General features: G+C 73.2%; 17 protein-coding genes. 7 read left to right on the top strand and 10 right to left on the bottom strand.

Features of this window, described 5'->3' with window-relative positions; all coding sequences use genetic code 11:
- Positions 1 to 99: 99 nt before the first annotated feature.
- From ABD347_RS15755 to rox, 3 genes are all read right to left on the bottom strand, one after another.
- Positions 100 to 1458, bottom strand: coding sequence for a condensation domain-containing protein (locus tag ABD347_RS15755; RefSeq protein WP_344361450.1), 1359 nt, complete (start codon positions 1456 to 1458; stop codon positions 100 to 102).
- Between the two features lie 44 nt (positions 1459 to 1502).
- Entirely contained in the window at positions 1503 to 2807 is a 1305-nt protein-coding gene (locus ABD347_RS15750; protein ID WP_344361448.1) for an MFS transporter, read from the bottom strand.
- Positions 2808 to 3840: 1033 nt separating this feature from the next.
- Positions 3841 to 5277 carry a rifampin monooxygenase gene (gene rox, locus ABD347_RS15745; protein ID WP_344361446.1) on the bottom strand — a complete coding sequence of 479 codons (1437 nt, stop codon included), beginning with the start codon at positions 5275 to 5277 and terminating at the stop codon, positions 3841 to 3843.
- 465 nt (positions 5278 to 5742) lie between these two features.
- On the opposite strand from rox, the gene sigJ reads away from it, so the two are divergent.
- Together sigJ and ABD347_RS15735 are read left to right on the top strand one after the other, a co-directional pair.
- Entirely contained in the window at positions 5743 to 6687 is a 945-nt protein-coding gene (sigJ, locus tag ABD347_RS15740) for an RNA polymerase sigma factor SigJ (protein ID WP_344361444.1), read from the top strand.
- Between the two features lie 158 nt (positions 6688 to 6845).
- The gene (locus tag ABD347_RS15735) at positions 6846 to 8054 is read left to right on the top strand and encodes an NAD(P)/FAD-dependent oxidoreductase (RefSeq protein ID WP_344361442.1); all 1209 of its coding nucleotides are present in this window, start codon (positions 6846 to 6848) and stop codon (positions 8052 to 8054) included.
- 337 nt (positions 8055 to 8391) lie between these two features.
- Here ABD347_RS15735 and ABD347_RS15730 read toward each other — a convergent pair whose 3' ends face one another.
- Positions 8392 to 8532: a hypothetical protein gene (locus tag ABD347_RS15730; protein ID WP_344361439.1), complete on the bottom strand. Its 141-nt coding sequence runs from the start codon at positions 8530 to 8532 to the stop codon at positions 8392 to 8394.
- 284 nt (positions 8533 to 8816) lie between these two features.
- On the opposite strand from ABD347_RS15730, the gene ABD347_RS15725 reads away from it, so the two are divergent.
- Positions 8817 to 10052, top strand: coding sequence for an epoxide hydrolase family protein (locus tag ABD347_RS15725; RefSeq protein WP_344361438.1), 1236 nt, complete (start codon positions 8817 to 8819; stop codon positions 10050 to 10052).
- Positions 10053 to 10368: 316 nt separating this feature from the next.
- On the opposite strand, the gene ABD347_RS15720 is transcribed toward ABD347_RS15725, so the two are convergent.
- The 3 genes from ABD347_RS15720 to ABD347_RS15710 all read right to left on the bottom strand — a co-directional run bounded on the left by ABD347_RS15720 (position 10369) and on the right by ABD347_RS15710 (position 12283).
- Positions 10369 to 10761 carry an ArsR/SmtB family transcription factor gene (locus ABD347_RS15720; RefSeq protein WP_344361436.1) on the bottom strand — a complete coding sequence of 131 codons (393 nt, stop codon included), beginning with the start codon at positions 10759 to 10761 and terminating at the stop codon, positions 10369 to 10371.
- Positions 10758 to 11204 carry an SRPBCC domain-containing protein gene (locus tag ABD347_RS15715; protein ID WP_344361434.1) on the bottom strand — a complete coding sequence of 149 codons (447 nt, stop codon included), beginning with the start codon at positions 11202 to 11204 and terminating at the stop codon, positions 10758 to 10760. The genes ABD347_RS15720 and ABD347_RS15715 overlap by 4 nt, the downstream gene beginning before the upstream one ends.
- Before the next feature lie 524 nt (positions 11205 to 11728).
- On the bottom strand, positions 11729 to 12283 hold the full coding sequence (locus tag ABD347_RS15710) for an HAD family hydrolase (protein WP_344361431.1): 555 nt from the start codon (positions 12281 to 12283) through the stop codon (positions 11729 to 11731).
- A 13-nt stretch (positions 12284 to 12296) separates the two neighbouring features.
- On the opposite strand from ABD347_RS15710, the gene ABD347_RS15705 reads away from it, so the two are divergent.
- The 3 genes from ABD347_RS15705 to ABD347_RS15695 all read left to right on the top strand — a co-directional run bounded on the left by ABD347_RS15705 (position 12297) and on the right by ABD347_RS15695 (position 14657).
- On the top strand, positions 12297 to 13205 hold the full coding sequence (locus ABD347_RS15705; protein WP_344361429.1) for an MFS transporter: 909 nt from the start codon (positions 12297 to 12299) through the stop codon (positions 13203 to 13205).
- Positions 13206 to 13594: 389 nt separating this feature from the next.
- Positions 13595 to 13930 carry an ArsR/SmtB family transcription factor gene (locus ABD347_RS15700; RefSeq protein ID WP_344361427.1) on the top strand — a complete coding sequence of 112 codons (336 nt, stop codon included), beginning with the start codon at positions 13595 to 13597 and terminating at the stop codon, positions 13928 to 13930.
- Position 13931: 1 nt separating this feature from the next.
- Positions 13932 to 14657, top strand: a complete 726-nt coding sequence (locus ABD347_RS15695) for a cation efflux transmembrane domain-containing protein (RefSeq protein WP_344361426.1) — start codon at positions 13932 to 13934, stop codon at positions 14655 to 14657.
- Positions 14658 to 14967: 310 nt separating this feature from the next.
- Here the strand turns inward: ABD347_RS15695 and ABD347_RS15690 are convergent, their stop codons facing one another.
- From ABD347_RS15690 to ABD347_RS15680, 3 genes are all read right to left on the bottom strand, one after another.
- Complete coding sequence (locus ABD347_RS15690) at positions 14968 to 15174, bottom strand: hypothetical protein (protein ID WP_344361424.1); 207 nt, start codon at positions 15172 to 15174, stop codon at positions 14968 to 14970.
- Positions 15175 to 15407: 233 nt separating this feature from the next.
- Positions 15408 to 15992: an RNA 2',3'-cyclic phosphodiesterase gene (thpR, locus tag ABD347_RS15685; protein ID WP_344361422.1), complete on the bottom strand. Its 585-nt coding sequence runs from the start codon at positions 15990 to 15992 to the stop codon at positions 15408 to 15410.
- A gap of 214 nt (positions 15993 to 16206) precedes the next feature.
- The gene (locus ABD347_RS15680; protein WP_344361420.1) at positions 16207 to 16377 is read right to left on the bottom strand and encodes a hypothetical protein; all 171 of its coding nucleotides are present in this window, start codon (positions 16375 to 16377) and stop codon (positions 16207 to 16209) included.
- Between the two features lie 426 nt (positions 16378 to 16803).
- Here ABD347_RS15680 and ABD347_RS15675 point away from each other — a divergent pair, with 426 nt between their 5' ends.
- Complete coding sequence (locus ABD347_RS15675; RefSeq protein ID WP_344361419.1) at positions 16804 to 17619, top strand: SGNH/GDSL hydrolase family protein; 816 nt, start codon at positions 16804 to 16806, stop codon at positions 17617 to 17619.
- The last annotated feature ends 71 nt before the right edge of the window (positions 17620 to 17690 follow it).

Genomic DNA, 17690 nt, shown 5'->3' with positions numbered 1-17690 from the left:
CGGGTGAGGGTGCGCCGGACACGGTCGTGCCCGGGTGCGGTGCGTGACCGGCCGCGGATCGCGCGGACCGGCGAGGCCGCTGGACGGAGCGGAGGGAGGTCAGCCGGCGGCCGCCGGCGTACGGGCCGTCGTCCCGAGCGCGTCGGCGAGTGCGTCGAAGGCGCCCCGGGCGGTGCGGTCGTCCCACACGGCGCGGTCCCACACCATGCGCAGGCGCAGTTGGCGGCCTTGGGCGACGGAGACGGCGAAGGGGCCGCGCACGGGTCTGCCGTCGACGTGGACCTCCCGGCCCTCGACACCGGCCAGCCGGAGCGGGGGCCGCTGCCTGGCGTCGTCGACCGTCAGCAGCCCGTCGAGGCGGCCGGACCAGCCGGACCCGGCCTCCCGGGCCGCCTGCACGACGGTGTCGAAGGGGACGTCGGCCCGGTCCAGGTCGTCCCACCAGGCATCGGCGGTCGCCTCGGCGCCGGAGGCGGCCGGTCCGGTCGAGGCCGGGAAGACCACCGTGTTGAGGAAGCAGCCCAGCACCCGTTCCGCGCCGGGCGGACGGCCGCCCCACGGGTAGCCGAGCGGCACCACGTGACCGGTTCCGTACAGGGCGCGCACGGCCGCGCGGCAGGCGTCGAGCACCTCCGGGAAGGGCACCCCGCCGGCGGCCGAGGGCAGGAGCGCGGACGCCGAACCGCTCGGCAGCGCCCCGGCCGCCGGAGCACCGGGCCGGGGGGCGGGGGCCCGGTCGCGGACGTCCCGGAGCCGGTCGCCCCAGTACCCCAGGGCCTCGGGCGAGGCCGCCCGGTCCTCGGCGTCGAGCTGGCGCAGCACGGACTCGCGGTAGGCGGTCAGTTCGGCGGCGACGTCCTCGGGCGCCGGCGGCCCGGCGGCGGGTTCCCCGGCGTAGGCGGCGCCGAGTTCCTCGACGATCCGGGCGAGCGACCGGCCGTCGCACGCGGTGTGGTCGAGGACGATCGCGAGCACCTCCCGCTCCGCGCCGCTGCCGTACCCCTCACCGTCGGCCCCGCCGCCTGTCCCCGTGTCGGCCCCGCCGTCCGGACCGTCATCGGTGAGGAACAGCCGCAGGGGCGGGCCGCCGGGGGCCCAGGAGCCCAGGGCCCGGCGCAGGGCCGTGCCCGCGTCCTCGCCCGGCGCCCTGGGCACACGCACGACGGGCACCTCCGGCTGCTCCAGGCGGAGCACCGGCGTACCGCGCAGTACGCCCGGCCGCCCGCGCAGCACCGGGTGCAGTGCCGCGAGGCGCCTGGCGGCAGCGGCGAGGCGCGCGGGGTCCACCGTGCCGCGCGGGAAGGCGAAGAACATCGGAACGAGGTCCGGTCGCCCGGTGGGGTCGAGGGCGCGCACCAGTATGAAGCGGCGCTGGGCCCCGGTGACGGGCAACGTGGTCCCCGCGCCGGTGGCGAGTCCCCGGTAACGAGCCAGGTACTGGCCCGGGATGCTGAGCACGTGTTCCTCTCTGTCGTCGGCTACGGCGGCCCTGCGGGTCCGCGTCAGTCGAGCGGGACGGACGCGGCCGTTTCGCCGGCGCCCGCGGTGGTGGGGTGCGGGCCGGCGGGCAGGTCCCGCATTCCGCGGAGCGGGGAGAACAACAGCGGCAGCGGTACGGCGAGGAAACCGGTCGCGCAGCACAACAGCGCGGTGCCGGGACCGAATGTGTCGGCGAGCGCCCCGCCGGTCAGCGCCCCGAGCGGAAGCGTGCCCCACATCAGGAAGCGGAGGGTGGCGTTCATCCGGCCGAGGAGCGCGGGTGGGCACAGGGCCTGGCGGAAGCTCACCTGCGCGACGTTGTAGACCACGGCACCGAAGAAGACGACGGCCGAGCCGAGGGCGAACACCGCGCCGCCGCCGCCCACCCGCTCCGACAGCGGCCACAGCAGCGCGAACGGTCCCGTCACGAGCGCGGAGACCCGGATGATCCGGGCATGGCCGACCCTCGCCGCCAGAGCACCCGCACTCAGCGCGCCCACGAGTCCGCCGACGGCCGCGGCCGACAGCACAAGGCCGACCGCCCCGGGCTGAAGGCGCAGCACACGCACGAGGAAGACCGTCTGAGTGGCCATCAGCATCGCGGTGAAGAAGTTGCCGAGGCCCGTGGAGGCGGCGATCACCCGCAGCAGTGGCTGACCCAGCACGAAGCGCAACCCCTCTCCGATGTCGGCACGGAGCGACGCGCCGGGGACGGGTTCGGGGCGGGGCTCGCGTTGCTTGACGCCCCGGAGGAAGAGCGCGGAGAGGACGTACCCGACGGCGTCGACGATGACGGCCAGGTGGGCACCCAGCAGCTGGACCAGACCGCCCCCGAGCCCGGGACCGGTGACCTGCGCGGACGAGCGTACGGTTTCCAGCGCCCCGTTGCCCTTGACCAGCATGTCCCGGGGCAGCAGTTGGGGAAGGAAACTCTGGTGGGCCACATCGAAGAAGACGGTCGCTGCGCCGGTGACCAGGGCGACGGCGTACAACTGGGCCATCGACAGGACACCGGCCACGGCCGCTGCCGGGACGCTCGCCATGGCCACGGCCCGTACGACATCGGCCCGGACCATGAGCGGCACCTTCCTCATCCGGTCGACCCAGACACCGGCGGGCAGCCCTATCACCAGGAAGGCGGCGGTCTCGGCCGCCGTGAGCATCCCCACCTGCAGGGCGGTCGCCTTGAGTTCGAGCACGGCCACGAGAGGCAGGGCGACCAGCGTGACGTGGGCGCCGAGCTGCGCGGCCGCCGCTCCGGCGAGCAGCATGCGGAAGTCGCGCAGGCGTAAGGGGCCGCTGGTCACGGCTCGGGTTGTGGCGGACATGTGAACGACCTTCACTGAATCATCGATCAGTAGTCAAAAGCCGATGGACAATTTCGGTCGTTTCTTTCGGTGGTTCGGTGTTGTATCAGGAAAATTTTCAACTTTTCGGAGTGTCCGCCGGATGAATCGCAGGGGTGGCGCTCCAGTCGAGGCGGGGATCCCCGGCAGTGACGGAACGGAGCCGGCCGACCACACGCGCGGTCAACTGATCTCTGTGTTATGACCGAAAACAGTCATTCGGATAGGCGTTGTGATCGGAATTGCTCGTTCCTGCCGCTAGGGCTGTTTCGAACGGGTACCGCGCACGAGGCGGTGCCTGCGTACGGCCGACCCGGACCGGCTATGACGCCCCTGAAGCGCGAGCGACACTCATCTCGCGCGTCCGCGCAACTCGCCGTGGTTGACCGGCTTCACGCCGACTCGCGCGTCGTGCGGCTTCCCGCCGGAACCGCCACTGGCGCCGAGCCCGCCCTGCTCGGCCCACACCTGGCAGTTGACCGCCACCCCGGCGGACGGCACGGGCGGGGACGCGTGCTCGCCCCGCGAGCCGGTGGTCCCCTCTCCCCGGTGCCGGCCGCCGCAAGCCGATCGCTGGACGCGTCCCCGCCCGAGGTGGCGAGGGTCCGTCGACGCGGAGTGCTCCGGCGCGCCACGGACGCGGGCGCGAGAGCCGTGGCCCGCGTCCGTGGCGCACCCCGAACGTTCCCCGGCGCGGCCCACCGGCGCGTGCCGGCCCGGCGCCGGAGGCCCTGCGCCCTGGCCGGACGTCCGGCGGCCGCGTCCGAGGGGCGGTTCCCGGCGGTGTGACGGCCACCGGTGGCTCTCATACGGCCGGGCAGCCGCGCACCCGGCCGCTCCGGTCGGACCCGTACCCGCCCCGGCCCGTACCCGCCTCGGCCCGTCCCGTACCCGCCCCGGCCCGTCCCGTACCCGCCCCGGTCGGACCCGTACCCGCCCCCGCCCCAGCCCCCGCCGGACCCGTACCCGCCCCGGCTGAGGCAGGCCCCGCCTCCGCCGGATCTCATCGGCACACTCAGCCGACGGCGGCGCCGAACCACCTGGGCAGTTGGCCGAGCAGATCCCGCTGGTCCTCACCGACCCACGCCACATGGCCGTCCGGCCGCAACAGCACCGCCGGTACGTCCAGTTCCTCGTCGGCGTCGACGACGTGGTCGACCCGGTCCGCCCAGCCCGCCACCGAGAGCCGGCCGGTCCGGTCGAGCAGCAGGCCGCGGCCGGCGTGCATCAGCCCGTACAGGCGGCCCCGCTCGAGCTCCACGTCCCGCAGCCGCCGGCCGAGCAGCTCATGGCCCTCGCCGAAGTCGTAACGGACCCCGATCGCAGTGATCTTCTCGATCAGGTACCGGTTCACGTCCTCGAATTCCATGAGTTCCGCCAGCAGCCGGCGCACCGACCGAGGCCCGGGCTCGGGGGACAGCAGCAGCATCTGCGCGCGGGTGTTGTCCAGTACGTCGGCGGCCACCGGGCGGCGTTCGGTGTGGTAGCTGTCCAGCAGCCCCTCCGGTGCCCAGCCGGCGACCGTGGCGGCCAGCTTCCAGCCGAGGTTGAACGCGTCCTGGAGACCGAGGTTGAGGCCCTGCCCGCCGGTGGGCGGGTGGATGTGCGCGGCGTCCCCGGCCAGCAGCACCCGCCCGACCCGGTACCGCTCGGCCAGCCGGGTGGCGTCGCCGAAGCGGGAGAGCCAGCGCGGAGAATGCACGCCGAAGTCGGTTCCGGCGAACGCCCGCAGCTGCCGCTTGAACTCCTCGATGGACGGCGCGGCCGTACGGTCCTCGGCCACCCCTTCGGCGGGCACGATGACGCGGTACACCCCCTCGTTCCCGTCCACATCGGGAATCACGCCGAACCGCGGTTGGGTCCTGTGGACCTCCGCGACGACGGCGGCGATCGTCGCCGGGTCCTCGGTCACCTCCATGTCACCCAGCAGTGTCTCGACCTTGGCGGGCTCACCGGGGAAGCCGACGCCGAGCAGCTTGCGCACCGAGCTGCGGCCGCCGTCGCAGCCGACGAGGTAACGCGAGCGCAGCCGCGTGCCGTCGGCCAGCTCGACGGTCACCCCGTGTTCGTCCTGGCTCAGCCCCACCAGTTCGCAGCCGCGCCGGATCTCGGCACCGAGCTCGGTGGCGTGCTCGGTCAGCAGGCGCTCGGTGACCGTCTGCGGGATGGCGAGGACGTACGAGTGCGTGGTGTCCAGCCGGTCGGGCCACGACGTGCCGATGCCGGCGAAGAAACCACCGACCGCGAACTGCTCGCCGAGCGCGAGGAACCGCTCCAGCAGACCGCGCTGATCCATGATCTCGACGCTGCGCGCGTGGAGGCCGCGCGCGCGGGACTGCTCGGTCGGCTCGGCCAGCCTCTCGAGGACGACCGTCCGCACCCCGGCCAACCGCAACTCACCTGCCAGCATCAAACCGGTCGGGCCACCACCGGCAACGATCACGTCAATCATGAAAACCCCCCAATGAGACAAGGCTGCGTTTCGGCCGGCCGCTCGGCGCGGTCCGATGACGGGGCACGACGCCCCGAGAGGCACAGACCGCAGTAAGAGCGCGCGAAGTTCGCGAAGCGCCGATTTCCGCATGTTCTGGCTTCGGCCGACGATTCTGCGCCATGACCCGGGCCTTGCCGCAAGGCCCCCGGTGCGCTATAGGTTGAGAGTGGCAAGGAGAGGCCGAGACCGACCTCCTTGCCTTTCTCTTTGCCGTCCGCGACGACCCGCCCGCGGCACGCCCCGCGCGGGCGACCTGCCCGCGGCATGGCCCGCCCGGGAGCGCTTCTGCCGAGGGCTCGTGCCGCTCGGGTCATCGCTCTCGGGCCGGCCCCGTCCACCGGGCGGGAGACCAGCGCGAGAACGCGTGCCCCCCCGACCAGTGCGGACGGGCCGCCTCCCGCCCGGCCCGGCTAGGATCCGGCCATGCCGCTGACCATGAAGGACGTGAACCGGTTCGAGGGCGCCAGGCCCCGTCTGGAAGCCATCGCCTACCGCCTCCTCGGCTCCGCGAGCGAGGCCGAGGACGCCGTGCAGGAGACGTTCCTGCGCTGGCAGGCGGCCGACGTCGAGCGCATCGAGGTCCCCGAGGCATGGCTGACGAAGGTGCTCACCAACCACTGCCTCAACCAGCTCACTTCCGCCCGCGCGCGGCGCGAGACCTACGTGGGCCAGTGGCTCCCCGAGCCGCTGCTCGACGGGGACCCCATGCTCGGTCCGGCCGACACCGCCGAGCAGCGCGAGTCGGTCTCGTACGCGGTCCTCACCCTCATGGAGCGGCTGTCCCCCAACGAGCGGGCGGTGTACGTCCTGCGGGAGGCCTTCGGCTACTCACACCGGGAGATCGCCGAGATCCTGGACATCACCGAGGCAGCCGGCCAGCAGATCTTCCACCGCGCCAGGAAACACCTCGCGGACGGCAAGACCCGCAGCGAGATCGACGAGGCCGCCGCCCGGCGGGTCGTCGAGGAGTTCCTGGCGGCCGCCACCACGGGGAGGACCGAGCCGCTGGTGAGGCTGCTCACCGCCGACGCCACCTCCGTCGGCGACGGCGGCGGGAAGGTCCCGGCCCGCGCCAAGGCTTTCGAGGGCGCCCTCGCGGTCGCGAAGTTCATGCGTGGCCTGTTCAAGCCGGCACCGTCCAAGCGCGCCCTGGTCGGTGGCTCGCCCGATGTGCACCTCGCGACCGTCAACGGCGGCCCCGCCGTCGTGGCGGTCGTCGAGGGCCGGGTGGTCGGCGTCATGTGCCCGGAGGTCACCGCCGAAGGCATCGCCGCGTTCCGCAGCCAGGTCAATCCCGACAAGCTCAAGCGCGCGACCGAGGTGTGGGCGGCGACCGATCACGGAGAGCCCCTGTTCCGGGCCTTCTGACGGCGATGCGGGGACCTCGTGGCTCCGAGACGAGGCACTGCCGATGACGATGTGAGCCGCTTCACACCGCGTTCCTGTCAGGAATCGACGGGCTGCCCGGTTCAAGGGGCGAAGCCGCGCAGACCAAGGGCGGACCCGCGCAGACAGGAGCAAGCAGCATGCAGCACCGCATCATCGTCCTCGGCGCCGGATACACCGGAGCCACCGCGGCCGGCCGTCTCGCCCGGCGGCTGCACCGTGACGACGTCGCCATCACCCTCGTCAACGCCGAGCCCCACTTCGTGGAGCGCGTCCGGCTGCACCAGCTCGCGGCGGGCCAGGACCTGCGTCCCCGGCCCCTCGACGAGATGTTCCGGGGCACCGGGGTCGAGCTGAGGCTCGCGACGGTCACGGGCATCGACGTCGACCGCAGGGCGGTCGCCGTCCTCGCGGCCGACGGCGGCGCCGAGGAACTGGAGTACGACACACTCGTCTACGCCCTCGGCAGCGGCTGGAGCGACCAGGGCGTCCCCGGCGCCGCCGAGCACGCCCACGAGATCGCGAGCCGGCCAGGAGCGCTCCGCCTGCGCGAGCGCCTGGCGGGCCTGGAAGCCGGCCGGCCGGTCGTCGTCGTCGGGGGCGGCCTCACCGGGCTGGAGGCCGCGACCGAGATCGCCGAGGCACGTCCGGACCTCGCTGTCGCTTTCGCCACCCTCGGCGGCCTCGGCGACTGGCTCTCGGACAAGGGCCGCGGGCACCTGCGGAAAGTCTTCGGCAAGCTGGACATCACCGCGCACGAGCACACCGCCGTCACCGGCGTCGAGGCCGGCCGCGTCACCACCGCCGACGGCCGGAGCATCCCGGCCGCGGTCACCGTGTGGACCACCGGCTTCGCGGTCCACCCGATCGCGCAGGCCACCACCCTGGAGGTCACCGGCACGGGCCAGATCGTGGTCGACGGCACCATGCGCTCGGTCTCACACCCGGACGTGTACGCCATCGGGGACGCGGCCCTGGCGATGGGCCCCGGTGGCCGGCCGCTGCGGATGTCGTGCGCCTCGGGCACCCCCGGCGCCTGGCAGGCCGCCGGCGCCATCACGGCGCGCCTGACCGGTGGGAAGCTCCCGAACGTGCCGATCCGCTACTTCAACCAGTGCGTCTCGCTGGGCCGCGGGGAGGGCCTGATCCAGTACGTCACCGCCGACGACCGGGCCGTCGACGCCGCCCTGACCGGGCGGCTCGCCGCCGTCTACAAGGAGCTGGTGTGCAAGGGCGCCGCTTGGGGCGTCGCCAACCCGACCCTCGGCCTGCCGGGCCGCCGCCGGCGCGTCACGCGGGAGACGGCCGGGACGGGCCCGGCCGCCGCGGCGTCGGCCCGACTCTCCTGACGAAGCGGGCGCCCGTGACACGGCGCCTGGGGATGCGGCGCCCGTGACACGGGGCCTGTGGCGCGGCGCCAGGGGGTGCGGCGCCAGGGGGCGCGGCGCCTGTGACACGGGGCCTGTGACGCGGTGGCTGGGGGGCGCGGCGCCTGCTTCGCGGCTCGGACACCAGCCGTGGGCCCGGCCGCCATGCCGGTGGGCGGCTACGAGGCGTTGGGTGACGGCCCCTGAGCATCCCCCGTAAGGGGCAGGGCGTTGCGGCGGCCAGTACGTGATCGTCGGGAGATGCCGGCGATGCCCTCGGCGTCGCTGTGCTGGTCGTGCGAGCACTTCGCCTCCCCGGTCAGGACTCCTGGACGGCGTCGTCCGCCCCCAGTTCCTCGGCGGGCGCGGCGAGTTGGCTGCCACGGCGGAGCGGCTTGTGCTCGTGGACCACGAGGGTGACGGCGACGCCGGGGGAGGGGATCCCGTCGGCGGGCCGCACGGCGGCGTCCGGGCCAACGTCCCGTCGTCGCAGCCGTTCGTGGTGTCCGCGCCGGTGTCAGGATGGTCGAGTCGCGTCGTGAAGGAGGGCACCGGTTGTCCCACCGTCCTGGCCGTCTGGCGCTGCCCGCACCACCGGCAGGCACTCGCCGCGGCGCTGCCCGCACCACCGGCAGGCACTCGCCGCGGCGCTGCCCGCACCCCGGAAACGGCCCGGCTCGCCGCCCGGCCGTCCAACAGGCCGACAGCACCGCTCTCTCCCCCTACCTGGTGAGGAACCACGCCATGACCACCCCGCACGCGTTCACCCTGGAGCCCACCCCTCTGCATGTGTCCGACGAGGTCCTCGACGACCTGCGCGTCCGTCTCGCATTGACCCGTCCGCCGCTGGACGAGGGGAACGAGGACTGGTCCTACGGCGTCCCGGACAGCTATCTGCGTGAGCTGGTCGCCCACTGGCGGGACGGCTACGACTGGCGCAAGGCCGAGGCAGCCATCAACGCCTACGAGCACTACCGGGTGAGCGTCGCCGGTGTCCCGGTGCACTTCATGGCCAAGCCCGGCCGCGGCCCCCGCCCGATCCCGCTGATCCTCACCCACGGCTGGCCGTGGACGTTCTGGCACTGGTCGAAGGTGATCGACCCGCTCGCCGACCCGGCCGCGTTCGGCGGCGACCCCGCCGACGCGTTCGACGTCATCGTGCCGTCCCTCCCCGGCTTCGGTTTCCCCGGCCCGCTCACCGGCTTTCCGGACGTCAACTTCTGGAAGGTCGCCGACCTCTGGCACACCCTGATGACCGAGACCCTGGGATACGGGAAATACGCCGCCGGAGGCTGCGACATCGGCGGGATCGTCTCCAGCCAGCTCGGCCACAAATACGCCGACGAGCTGTACGGCATCCACATCGGGTCCGGGCTGCCGCTCGACTTCTTCACAGGCCCCCGCGCCTGGGACTTCGCCCGGAACCGGCCCCTCACCGACGACCAGCCCGCCGACGTCCGCGCCCGCGTCATCGAGCTGGACCACCGCTCGGCGTCCCACCTCGCCGTGCACATGCTCGACGGCGCCACCCTGGCCCACGGTCTGAGCGACTCACCCGCCGGACTGCTCGCCTGGCTGCTGGAGCGCTGGAACGCCTGGAGCGACAACGGCGGGGACGTCGAATCCGTCTTCACCAAGGACGACCTGCTCACCCACGCCACGATCTACTGGGTGAACAACTCCATCGCCACGTCGATGCGGTACTACGCCAACGCCAACCGCTACCCCTGGGCCCCCGCCCACGACCGCACCCCGGTCGTGCAGGCCCCCGTCGGCCTCACCTTCGTCACGTACGAGAACCCGCCCGGCATCCACACCGCCGACGAGCGCGTCCGGGCATTCACAACCGGCCCGCAGGCCGACTGGTTCAACCACGTCAACGTCAACGCCCACGATCGGGGCGGCCACTTCATCCCCTGGGAGAACCCCGACGCCTGGATCAGCGACCTGCGCCGCACCTTCCACGGTCGCAGGCCATGAACGACCGGAACAGCGCGCTCCGGCCGCGCCGGTCTCTTTCGCCCAGCCGCCATGCCACGGCCGGCGCGGCCGGGACGCGCTGAACCAGCGGGGAGGTGGACGTGGCCGAGCGCGGGCCGGAACGGGGGTGGGACGAGCACCGAGACCTCGGCGGGTCCCACGACGCGGTCGTCGAATATCGCGAGTTCCTGGCGAGCAGCGTCCAGCTGGACGGTGGACCGGCCGTACGCCATGGGGCGGCCGGCGCGGTCGGCCGCCTGCTCGGGACAGTGCCTCAGCTCGCCGGTCGTTCCGGCCTCGCGGAGGCACTGCCCGGTCACCCCGACGGCGCCGGAGGCCGCCGCCCTCCCGGCTCCTGGTCGGCAGGCCGCTCGGCTGCCTCGGCGACGCGTTTGATGTTCGCCAACCGCCGGTCCCAGTCGGCCGCGAGCGTGGCCATCCACCGTGCCGTCGTGTCCAGCGCCGTGGGCCGTACCGCGTACCGCACCTCGCGGCCCACCCGTGCTCCCGAGACCAGCCCGGCGGCGTCCAGGACGCCGAGGTGCTTGACCACCGCCTGTCGCGAGACGGGGAGTCGTTCCGCGAGCGCCGTGGCAGTGGCCTCACCCTGAGCGGCAAGCAGGTCGAGCAACCGGCGCCGCGTCGGATCCGCCAGCGCACCGAGGACGCTGTCGACGACCTCGGTGGCACCTGGCTGTTCTTCCGTCATGCGGAGGGCCGCTCGGCGCGCGTCCTGAGCGCGTCGAGCTCCAGCGGCCAGCCTTCGGTGTGTTCCTTGAGGTTCTGGCTGCGCAGTTCCTCGGAGCCGGCCAGCGCCGCGAACCCGCTCTCCACGACACGCAGCCGCGTCTGGTCGCCTTCCCGCGTCAAGGTGAACTCCACGAGGGTGCTGTTCTCCTCGCGCAGCTCTTCTCCGGGGAACGCGCTGGTCCAGCGGTACGCCAGGTACGTCGGCGGCTCGACCTTCTCCACGCGCACCGGGAAGTCGCCGTGCTCGGCGTTCCTCGCCACCATCGACTCGCCCTCCTTGGCCACGGTGCCGGGCAGGCTGGCTTTGTCGGCCACCCAGAACCCGGGCTGCGCCACCAGCGACCACACCCGCTCCAGCGGTGCCGCGATCAGGGTCTCGCGTTCGATCCGGTCGTCACTCATGAGGACTCCTCCGTTGTCTCCACTGTGTGCAACCCCAGAGTTGCACATCGGCGCACTTGGTGCAACCCATTGGTTGCACAAGGGTGGCGGCTGCCACCAGGGCGCCGCCCTGCCCCGCGTCGCAGCTGTGCACAGCGGCGGCCCGGTGGGTGTGGCCCTCTCCGCCGCGAGACCGCCGGCTGCCCTGAGGTGCGCGCCCCGACGCGTGAGGCGGGGCCTCTGCGGAAATGCCTTGAACGGGGTCCGGCCGGTCTGCTGTCCCGCGTGGCGGTCAGGGGTGGCGGGTGGTGCCGGTCGTCTGCGGCCCGGGTGGCCGCTTCCCGCCACGCCTCCTGTGGCAAGCAGCCGCGTACCTTCGAATCGCGTTCGCCGCGACGGCGCCAGGGCCCGAGGGAGATGCGCCGGAGGGAGCGGGCCGCGCGGCGAGGGGACCGGGGGAGACGTCCGCGTGCGCGGTTGCGCCCAGAGGTGGCCGCCCCCGGTGGCCGCTGCTCCCGCCACGCGGCCCGGTCGGCGCCCGGCGGTCAGCCGCCGGCCCGGCCGCGGACCTCGGTGAACGCGTCGCACCGGTCTTCCCGCAGCACCGCGCGCAGGTCGGCCGCGCCGGTGAACAGCACGCCACGCAGTCCGGCGGCCCTCGCCGCCCCCACGTTCTCCTCCCTGTCGTCCACGAAGAGAACGTCCGCCGGCTCCGCCGCGAGCGCCCGCAGGCACCATGCGTATGCGCCCGGTTCGGGCTTGGCGTGACCGATCCGGCAGGAGACCCCACGCACCTCGAAGTGCCTCAGCCAGGCGTGGTGCTCCTCGTAGTACAAGGCCAGTCCCGGCGGGATGTTGGAGAGCAGGCCGAGGCGCCGGCCCGCTGCGGCGAACTCCTCGACGAGCGCCACCATCCCCACGTCCACCGCGCTCCAACCCGTGACGTCGGCCTCGATGCGTGCGCCGGTCCGTGCGGCGTCGAAGCGTCTGCCCAACGTCGTCCCCACCTCGCGCCAGTAGGCCGGACCCGTCAGCTCGCCCCGGAACCGTTCGAGCACGCCCTGTTCGGCGAGGACCTCCAGGTCGCGACGGACCGTCATCTCGGAGCAGCCGGTGAGCGGTCCAGGTGGAGCGCGGGTACGGCCGACCGGTCATGTCCGCGTTCCACGCGGTGTTCTCGCTCGGCGGCGTGCTCGCCGCCTTGGTCGGCGCACGGCTCATCACCTGGGGGTGGGACCTCGGGGTGACCTTGACCGCGGTCGCCGTGACCGGCTGCGTGGTGGCCCTCGCCGCCGCTCCGGCTCTGCTCGGCCCGCCGGGCGGCGTCCGGAGCGGCGCCCGCTCCGGCGGCACGGTGGCCGACGCCGGCCCCGCGTCCACCGGCCCCGTCCCCGGCCCCGCGTCCGACAGCGCACGCCCGGCCGGGCGGCGGCGGACACCCCGACGGTGTGGACCCTGGCCGTGATGGCCCTGCTGCTCATGCTCTGCGAAGGCGTCGCCAACGACTGGAGCGTGCTGCACCTGGAGGACGTGCTCGGCGCGCCCGCCGCCACCGCGGCCTTCGCCTACGGCGCCTTCGCCACGACCATGACGGTGGGCCGACTGCTCGCGGACCGGGTCGTCGCCCGCACCGGCCCGGTGGTCGTCGTCCGCTACGGCGCCGCCGCCGCGGGCGCCGGTCTGGCCGTCGCCGCACTCTCCCCGTGGGTGGCGCCCGCGCTGGTGGGCTGGGCCGTTTTCGGGCTCGGGCTGTCCGGCTGCGTACCGCAGCTCTTCAGTGCCGCAGGTCACACCGACGAGGACGCGGCGGGCGCCCATGTCTCCCGGGTCGCGGGGCTGGGCTACCTCGGCATGCTGGCCGGTCCCGCGGTGATCGGCCCGCTGACCCATCTCGTACCACTGAACCTCGCGCTGCTGCTGCCCGTGGCGCTCTGCGCGGCGGCGGGCGTGCTCCGAGTCGGCCCGCCGCCCGTGACCGGGCCCGCATCCGACACTCCGTCGGTGGGTACGGGCGCGGCCTGAGGTGCCGGTACCGTCGACGCCCACCGACCTTCGGCGGTACGGGCGGGGCGCCGGCGCGCGCAGCCGTCACCGGCCACGATCGGCGCACGGGCCCCGGCCGGTTCCCGGCTCCCAAGACCACCCCGGCTGCCGCCGGTTACCCCGCCGTACCTCCCGGCCCGGCCGGCCGACTGCCGAGCCGACCGCCGCGTCGACTGCTACGACGTGACCGGTGCCCCGGCCTGGCTCGCCGGAACGGCGGTGAGGTGTGCCTGCTCCGAGGAGGCGGACCTCACTCCCCTCCTGCGGCTGCGTGACGGGGCGCCGGTATCGACTGTCGGCGAAGCCCGATTTCCGCGCTTCCGAATCCAGATGTTGATGAATTCACGATGACGTGTACAGTCATGGCCGTGCTGACTCTCGCTGCCGACATCGAGGTTCTGGCGCGCTTCGGCCGCGCCCTCGCCGACCCGATCCGCTGCCGGGTCCTCCTCGCCCTGCGCGAGGCCCCGGCTCACCCCGCCGACCTTGCCGACGCCTTGCAGATCTCCCGCACGCGGTTGTCGAACCACCTCGCGTGCCTGCGCGACTGCGGCCTGGTCGTCGCGGTGCCGGTGGGCCGCCGCACCCGCTACGAGCTCGCCGACGAACGCCTCGGTCACGCGCTGGACGACCTGCGCACCGCCGTGGTGGCGGTCGAGGCCGACAAGACCTGTGTGGACGCGGACAAGAAGGACTGCTGCTGAGATGACCGCTGAGATACCCGTCGGCATGCGCCCGGCCGAGGCCCGCCGGGACGTCCTGGCCCGCCGGATACGGCTGCTGGTCGCGGCCACCATGACCTACAACGTCATCGAGGCGGTCGTGGCCATCACCGCGGGGACGGTCGCCTCCTCCACCGCACTGATCGGCTTCGGCCTGGACTCCGTCATAGAGGTCTCCTCCGCCGCGGCGGTGGCCTGGCAGTTCTCCTCCCGCGACCACGCCGTGCGCGAGGCGCGGGAGAAGCGCACGCTGCGGATCATCGCGGTGTCGTTCTTCGCCCTCGCCGCGTACGTCGGCGTCGACGCCGTCCGCACGCTGCTGGCCGGCATCGGGGAGGCCGAGCGCTCCATGACCGGCATCGTGCTGGCCGCGCTGTCCCTGGCCGTGATGCCGTTCCTGTCGGCCGCTCAGCGCCGGACCGGCCGCGAACTCGGCTCCGCTGCAGCGGTGGCCGACTCCAAGCAGACGCTGCTGTGCACCTACCTCTCGGCCGTTCTCCTGATCGGCCTGGTACTCAACGCCACCCTCGGCTGGTCCTGGGCCGACCCCGTCGCCGCGCTCGTCATAGCGGCCATCGCCGCCAAGGAAGGCCGCGACGCCTGGCGGGGCGAGGGCTGCTGCGCCACCCCGGCCGCCGCGTCGGTCGCATCCGCAGACGCCGGAGCGGACGCATACGGGTGCGGAGCCGGGCGCGGCTGCTGCGCCTGAAACGACACCACCGAACGCCGTGCCGCACCGCTTCCCCATCGCGGGAGCCCCCCTCCGCCTCGCGTACAACAGGGGGGCCGGGAGCAGCGGCGCAGTGTGCCCAGCGGTCGACGCAGGGGCAGCCGCGCCGGAGACGGCGGTGCGGGGCGACGCGTGTTCGCAGGCAGGGCGCGGCGACCCGAGAGGTCTCGTGAGGCGGTCGTCCGGTGGGCGACCGTGCCGGGGCGTGGGGTGGGTGCTGTGACGCCGTGGCTCCAGGGCTCGGCGTACCGCCACCCGGGGGACCGGCCCCCCTCGTGTGGTCAGCCGGTCAGCGGCTGCAGCCGACGGTCAGCGTGGGGCAGTCCTCGAACAGGTCGCCGTCGACCGTCACGGTGAGGAGGCCGGGCGGATCCGAGGGCCGGCCCATGTCGGGCTCGTCGGCCAGCCGCCCGGCCAAGACCTTCGGGGCGTAGGGGACCCCGTCCCCGAGCCGGGCGGCAGTGTCGCGTATGTGCTGGGCGATCTCGACGTTCACGGCCTGGTGCTCCTTGCCAGTCGGGGGAGGGGCGGCGGCCCTCACACGGTAGGGAGCCGCCCGGACTCACCTGTCGGGCGGCCGAGCGCCCTGACATGCTGTCGGCCGGGGTGCGCCGAGCCCGGCCGCCCCAAGTATCGTGCGCCGTCCGGCGTCGACCGTCACTCCGTTGTGCCGCCTGCCGCGGCAGGCCCATGACCGGGCCCCTTCCCCGCACGTGCCGGCAGGATGGTTCATGACGCGCCGTTGAAGGCCCAGGCTTCGATGTCGCGGTAGTGGATCGGCCCGGGGCCGCGACCGACGTTGCTGCCCACCAGGTGCAGGTGTTCGGCCTGCCATGTGCGGCCGCTGAACGCGGAGAGTCCCGCGGCCGCCCGGACAGCGCTGGAAGCGTCGTCGCGGCGGGAGCGCGCGAGCGTCAGATGGGGGTTCAGCGGCCGGTCCGCGAAGGAGATGCCGCGCCCTCTGACCAGCCCCCGCACCTCCTCGGCGAGCAGCCTCAGCCCTTCGAGGTCCCCGTCGACCCCGCTCCACAACACACGCTCGTCGAAGTGCCCGCCGCCTCGCAGGGCCAGTTGCAGAGGGCGGCGCCTCGCTGCGAGTTCTCCGAGCGGCGGCCGCAGGAGTGAAACGGCCGTCCTCGGCAGTTCACCGAGGAACGCCAGGGTGATGTGCCAGTCCTCGATGCGGTTCCACCGCATGCGCGGGTAGGCGTCGTAGGCAGGCCGCAGTGCCCGGGCCAGTTCCCGCTTCGCGTCGTCGGGCGGGGCGAGGGCTATGAAGACGCGAACGGTGGCGGCCTCGGTCTGTACGTTCACGTAGGACTTCGTACACCACGGGCACCGGGTGCCGCTCCCCGCCCCGGCGTGTGGAGGCCGAGTCGCTTCGCTCCGGCTCGACACACCGCACGTTCGGATTCCCGCATGAGGGTTCGCGTGCCGTGTGCCGGACGCTCACGGCGGGCCCGCAGCCCCACCGGTCGCCGCCGCTCCCCGCGACCGGGTATGGCGGCGACCGTCGTCTCCCGTGGGCTCAGCGGCGGCCGGTGCGCCAGGAGGAACCGACGCCCGCGACCTGCAGCCCCAGGAGCATCAGCCCCAGCAGCATGACGTTGACCGAGGAGAACACCTCGTTCGTGGCGATGTCGGCGGTGTTGATCAGAAAGGCGATGAAGAACAGAACGGCTGCGGCTATGCCCAGCATGGGACAACTCCCTTGTTCGGACGGCGGCAAACGGTAAGAGTGCAAGGGTCCATGTGCCCCCCGTACTCGGTCGCAGACACGTTCCGGCCGACTGCCTGCCCAACGGCGGTGGACGGAGGTGGCACAGGCCGCCGCCGAGCGATGAGTCGTGGGCGCCGACCGGTCCGCAGGTGTGCCCTACCGGTCGACGACGGCGGACCGGCGGGCGGTCGCGTGGCCCAGCTGCCGATCCGAGCGGCACAGCCTCCGGCCGTCGTCGCCGACCCGGGACGCGCCGCCCCTGAACCAAACGAACAATGTGGTAGAACCGGCACAAAATATGTGAATACCCCATACCTGCGAGAAGGGGCTACCCCGGTGAGATTCACCCCGCGTCGTTTCCTCTGTGCGTTCATCACCGCTGGAATGCTTGCCTGTCCGGGAGTGGTGCCGACCGCTTCCGCGGCGGCCGACGAGCCGCTCGAGTACGTGGCTCTTGGTGATTCCTTCGCCGCCTCACCGCAGGTCCCACCGCCCGACGTCTCGAACCTGCTGTGCCTCCGCTCACTCGTCAACTACCCGCACATCGCCGCCAAGGCGCTGAGCGCCAAATTGACCGACGTCAGCTGTTCCGCCGCCACGGTGGAAGACCTGAGCACTTCCCAGTACCCCGGTACCGCAGCCCAGTACGAGGCGCTCTCCTCCGAGACGGACATCGTCAGCATCACTGTCGGCGGCATGGACACCGGCCTGCCCGGCCTGGCCCTCGACTGCCTCAACCCGGACCCTGAGCCCGCAGGGGTGAGCTGCGCCGCCCAGTACTCCGCAGGCGGCTCGGACAAGGTCAGAACCGCCATCGACGCGTGGGCCCCCTCGTTCGCGGCGGCGCTGGACGACATCTCCCGCCGCGCACCCGACGCGAAGGTCTTCGTCGTCGGCTACGGCAACGTCATCCGCCCCGGCGGCTGTTTTCCCGTCCAGCCCGTCTGGGACACCGACGCCGACTACCTGCACAGCGTATTTCGCCACCTCGACACCCGGCTGAGGCAGGCCGCTCAACAACACGGCGCGGTCTTCGTCGACACCTACCGCCTCGGTATCGGCCACGACGCGTGCGCCGCACCCGCCGATCGCTTCGTCGAAGGATGGGTACGCACCCGTGCCGCCATGCCCTTGCACCCCAACGCCAACGGGGCACAGGCCATCGGCACGGCTCTCGCCACCGCCGTCCGACGCACCGCCCCGACGCAATCAGCGAACTGATGCGTGACCGCCCCACTGGGCTCGCAGACGGCGTCGGCGGTGCCCCCGTCTCACGCGCGACTGGGGCACCA

Origin of the sequence: Streptomyces gobitricini, from assembly GCF_039532985.1 — a bacterium.
GTDB classification, from domain to species: Bacteria; Actinomycetota; Actinomycetes; order Streptomycetales; family Streptomycetaceae; genus Streptomyces; species Streptomyces gobitricini.
Note: the sequence above shows the minus strand (reverse complement) of the source record. Positions and strands in the feature narration are given on the sequence as shown.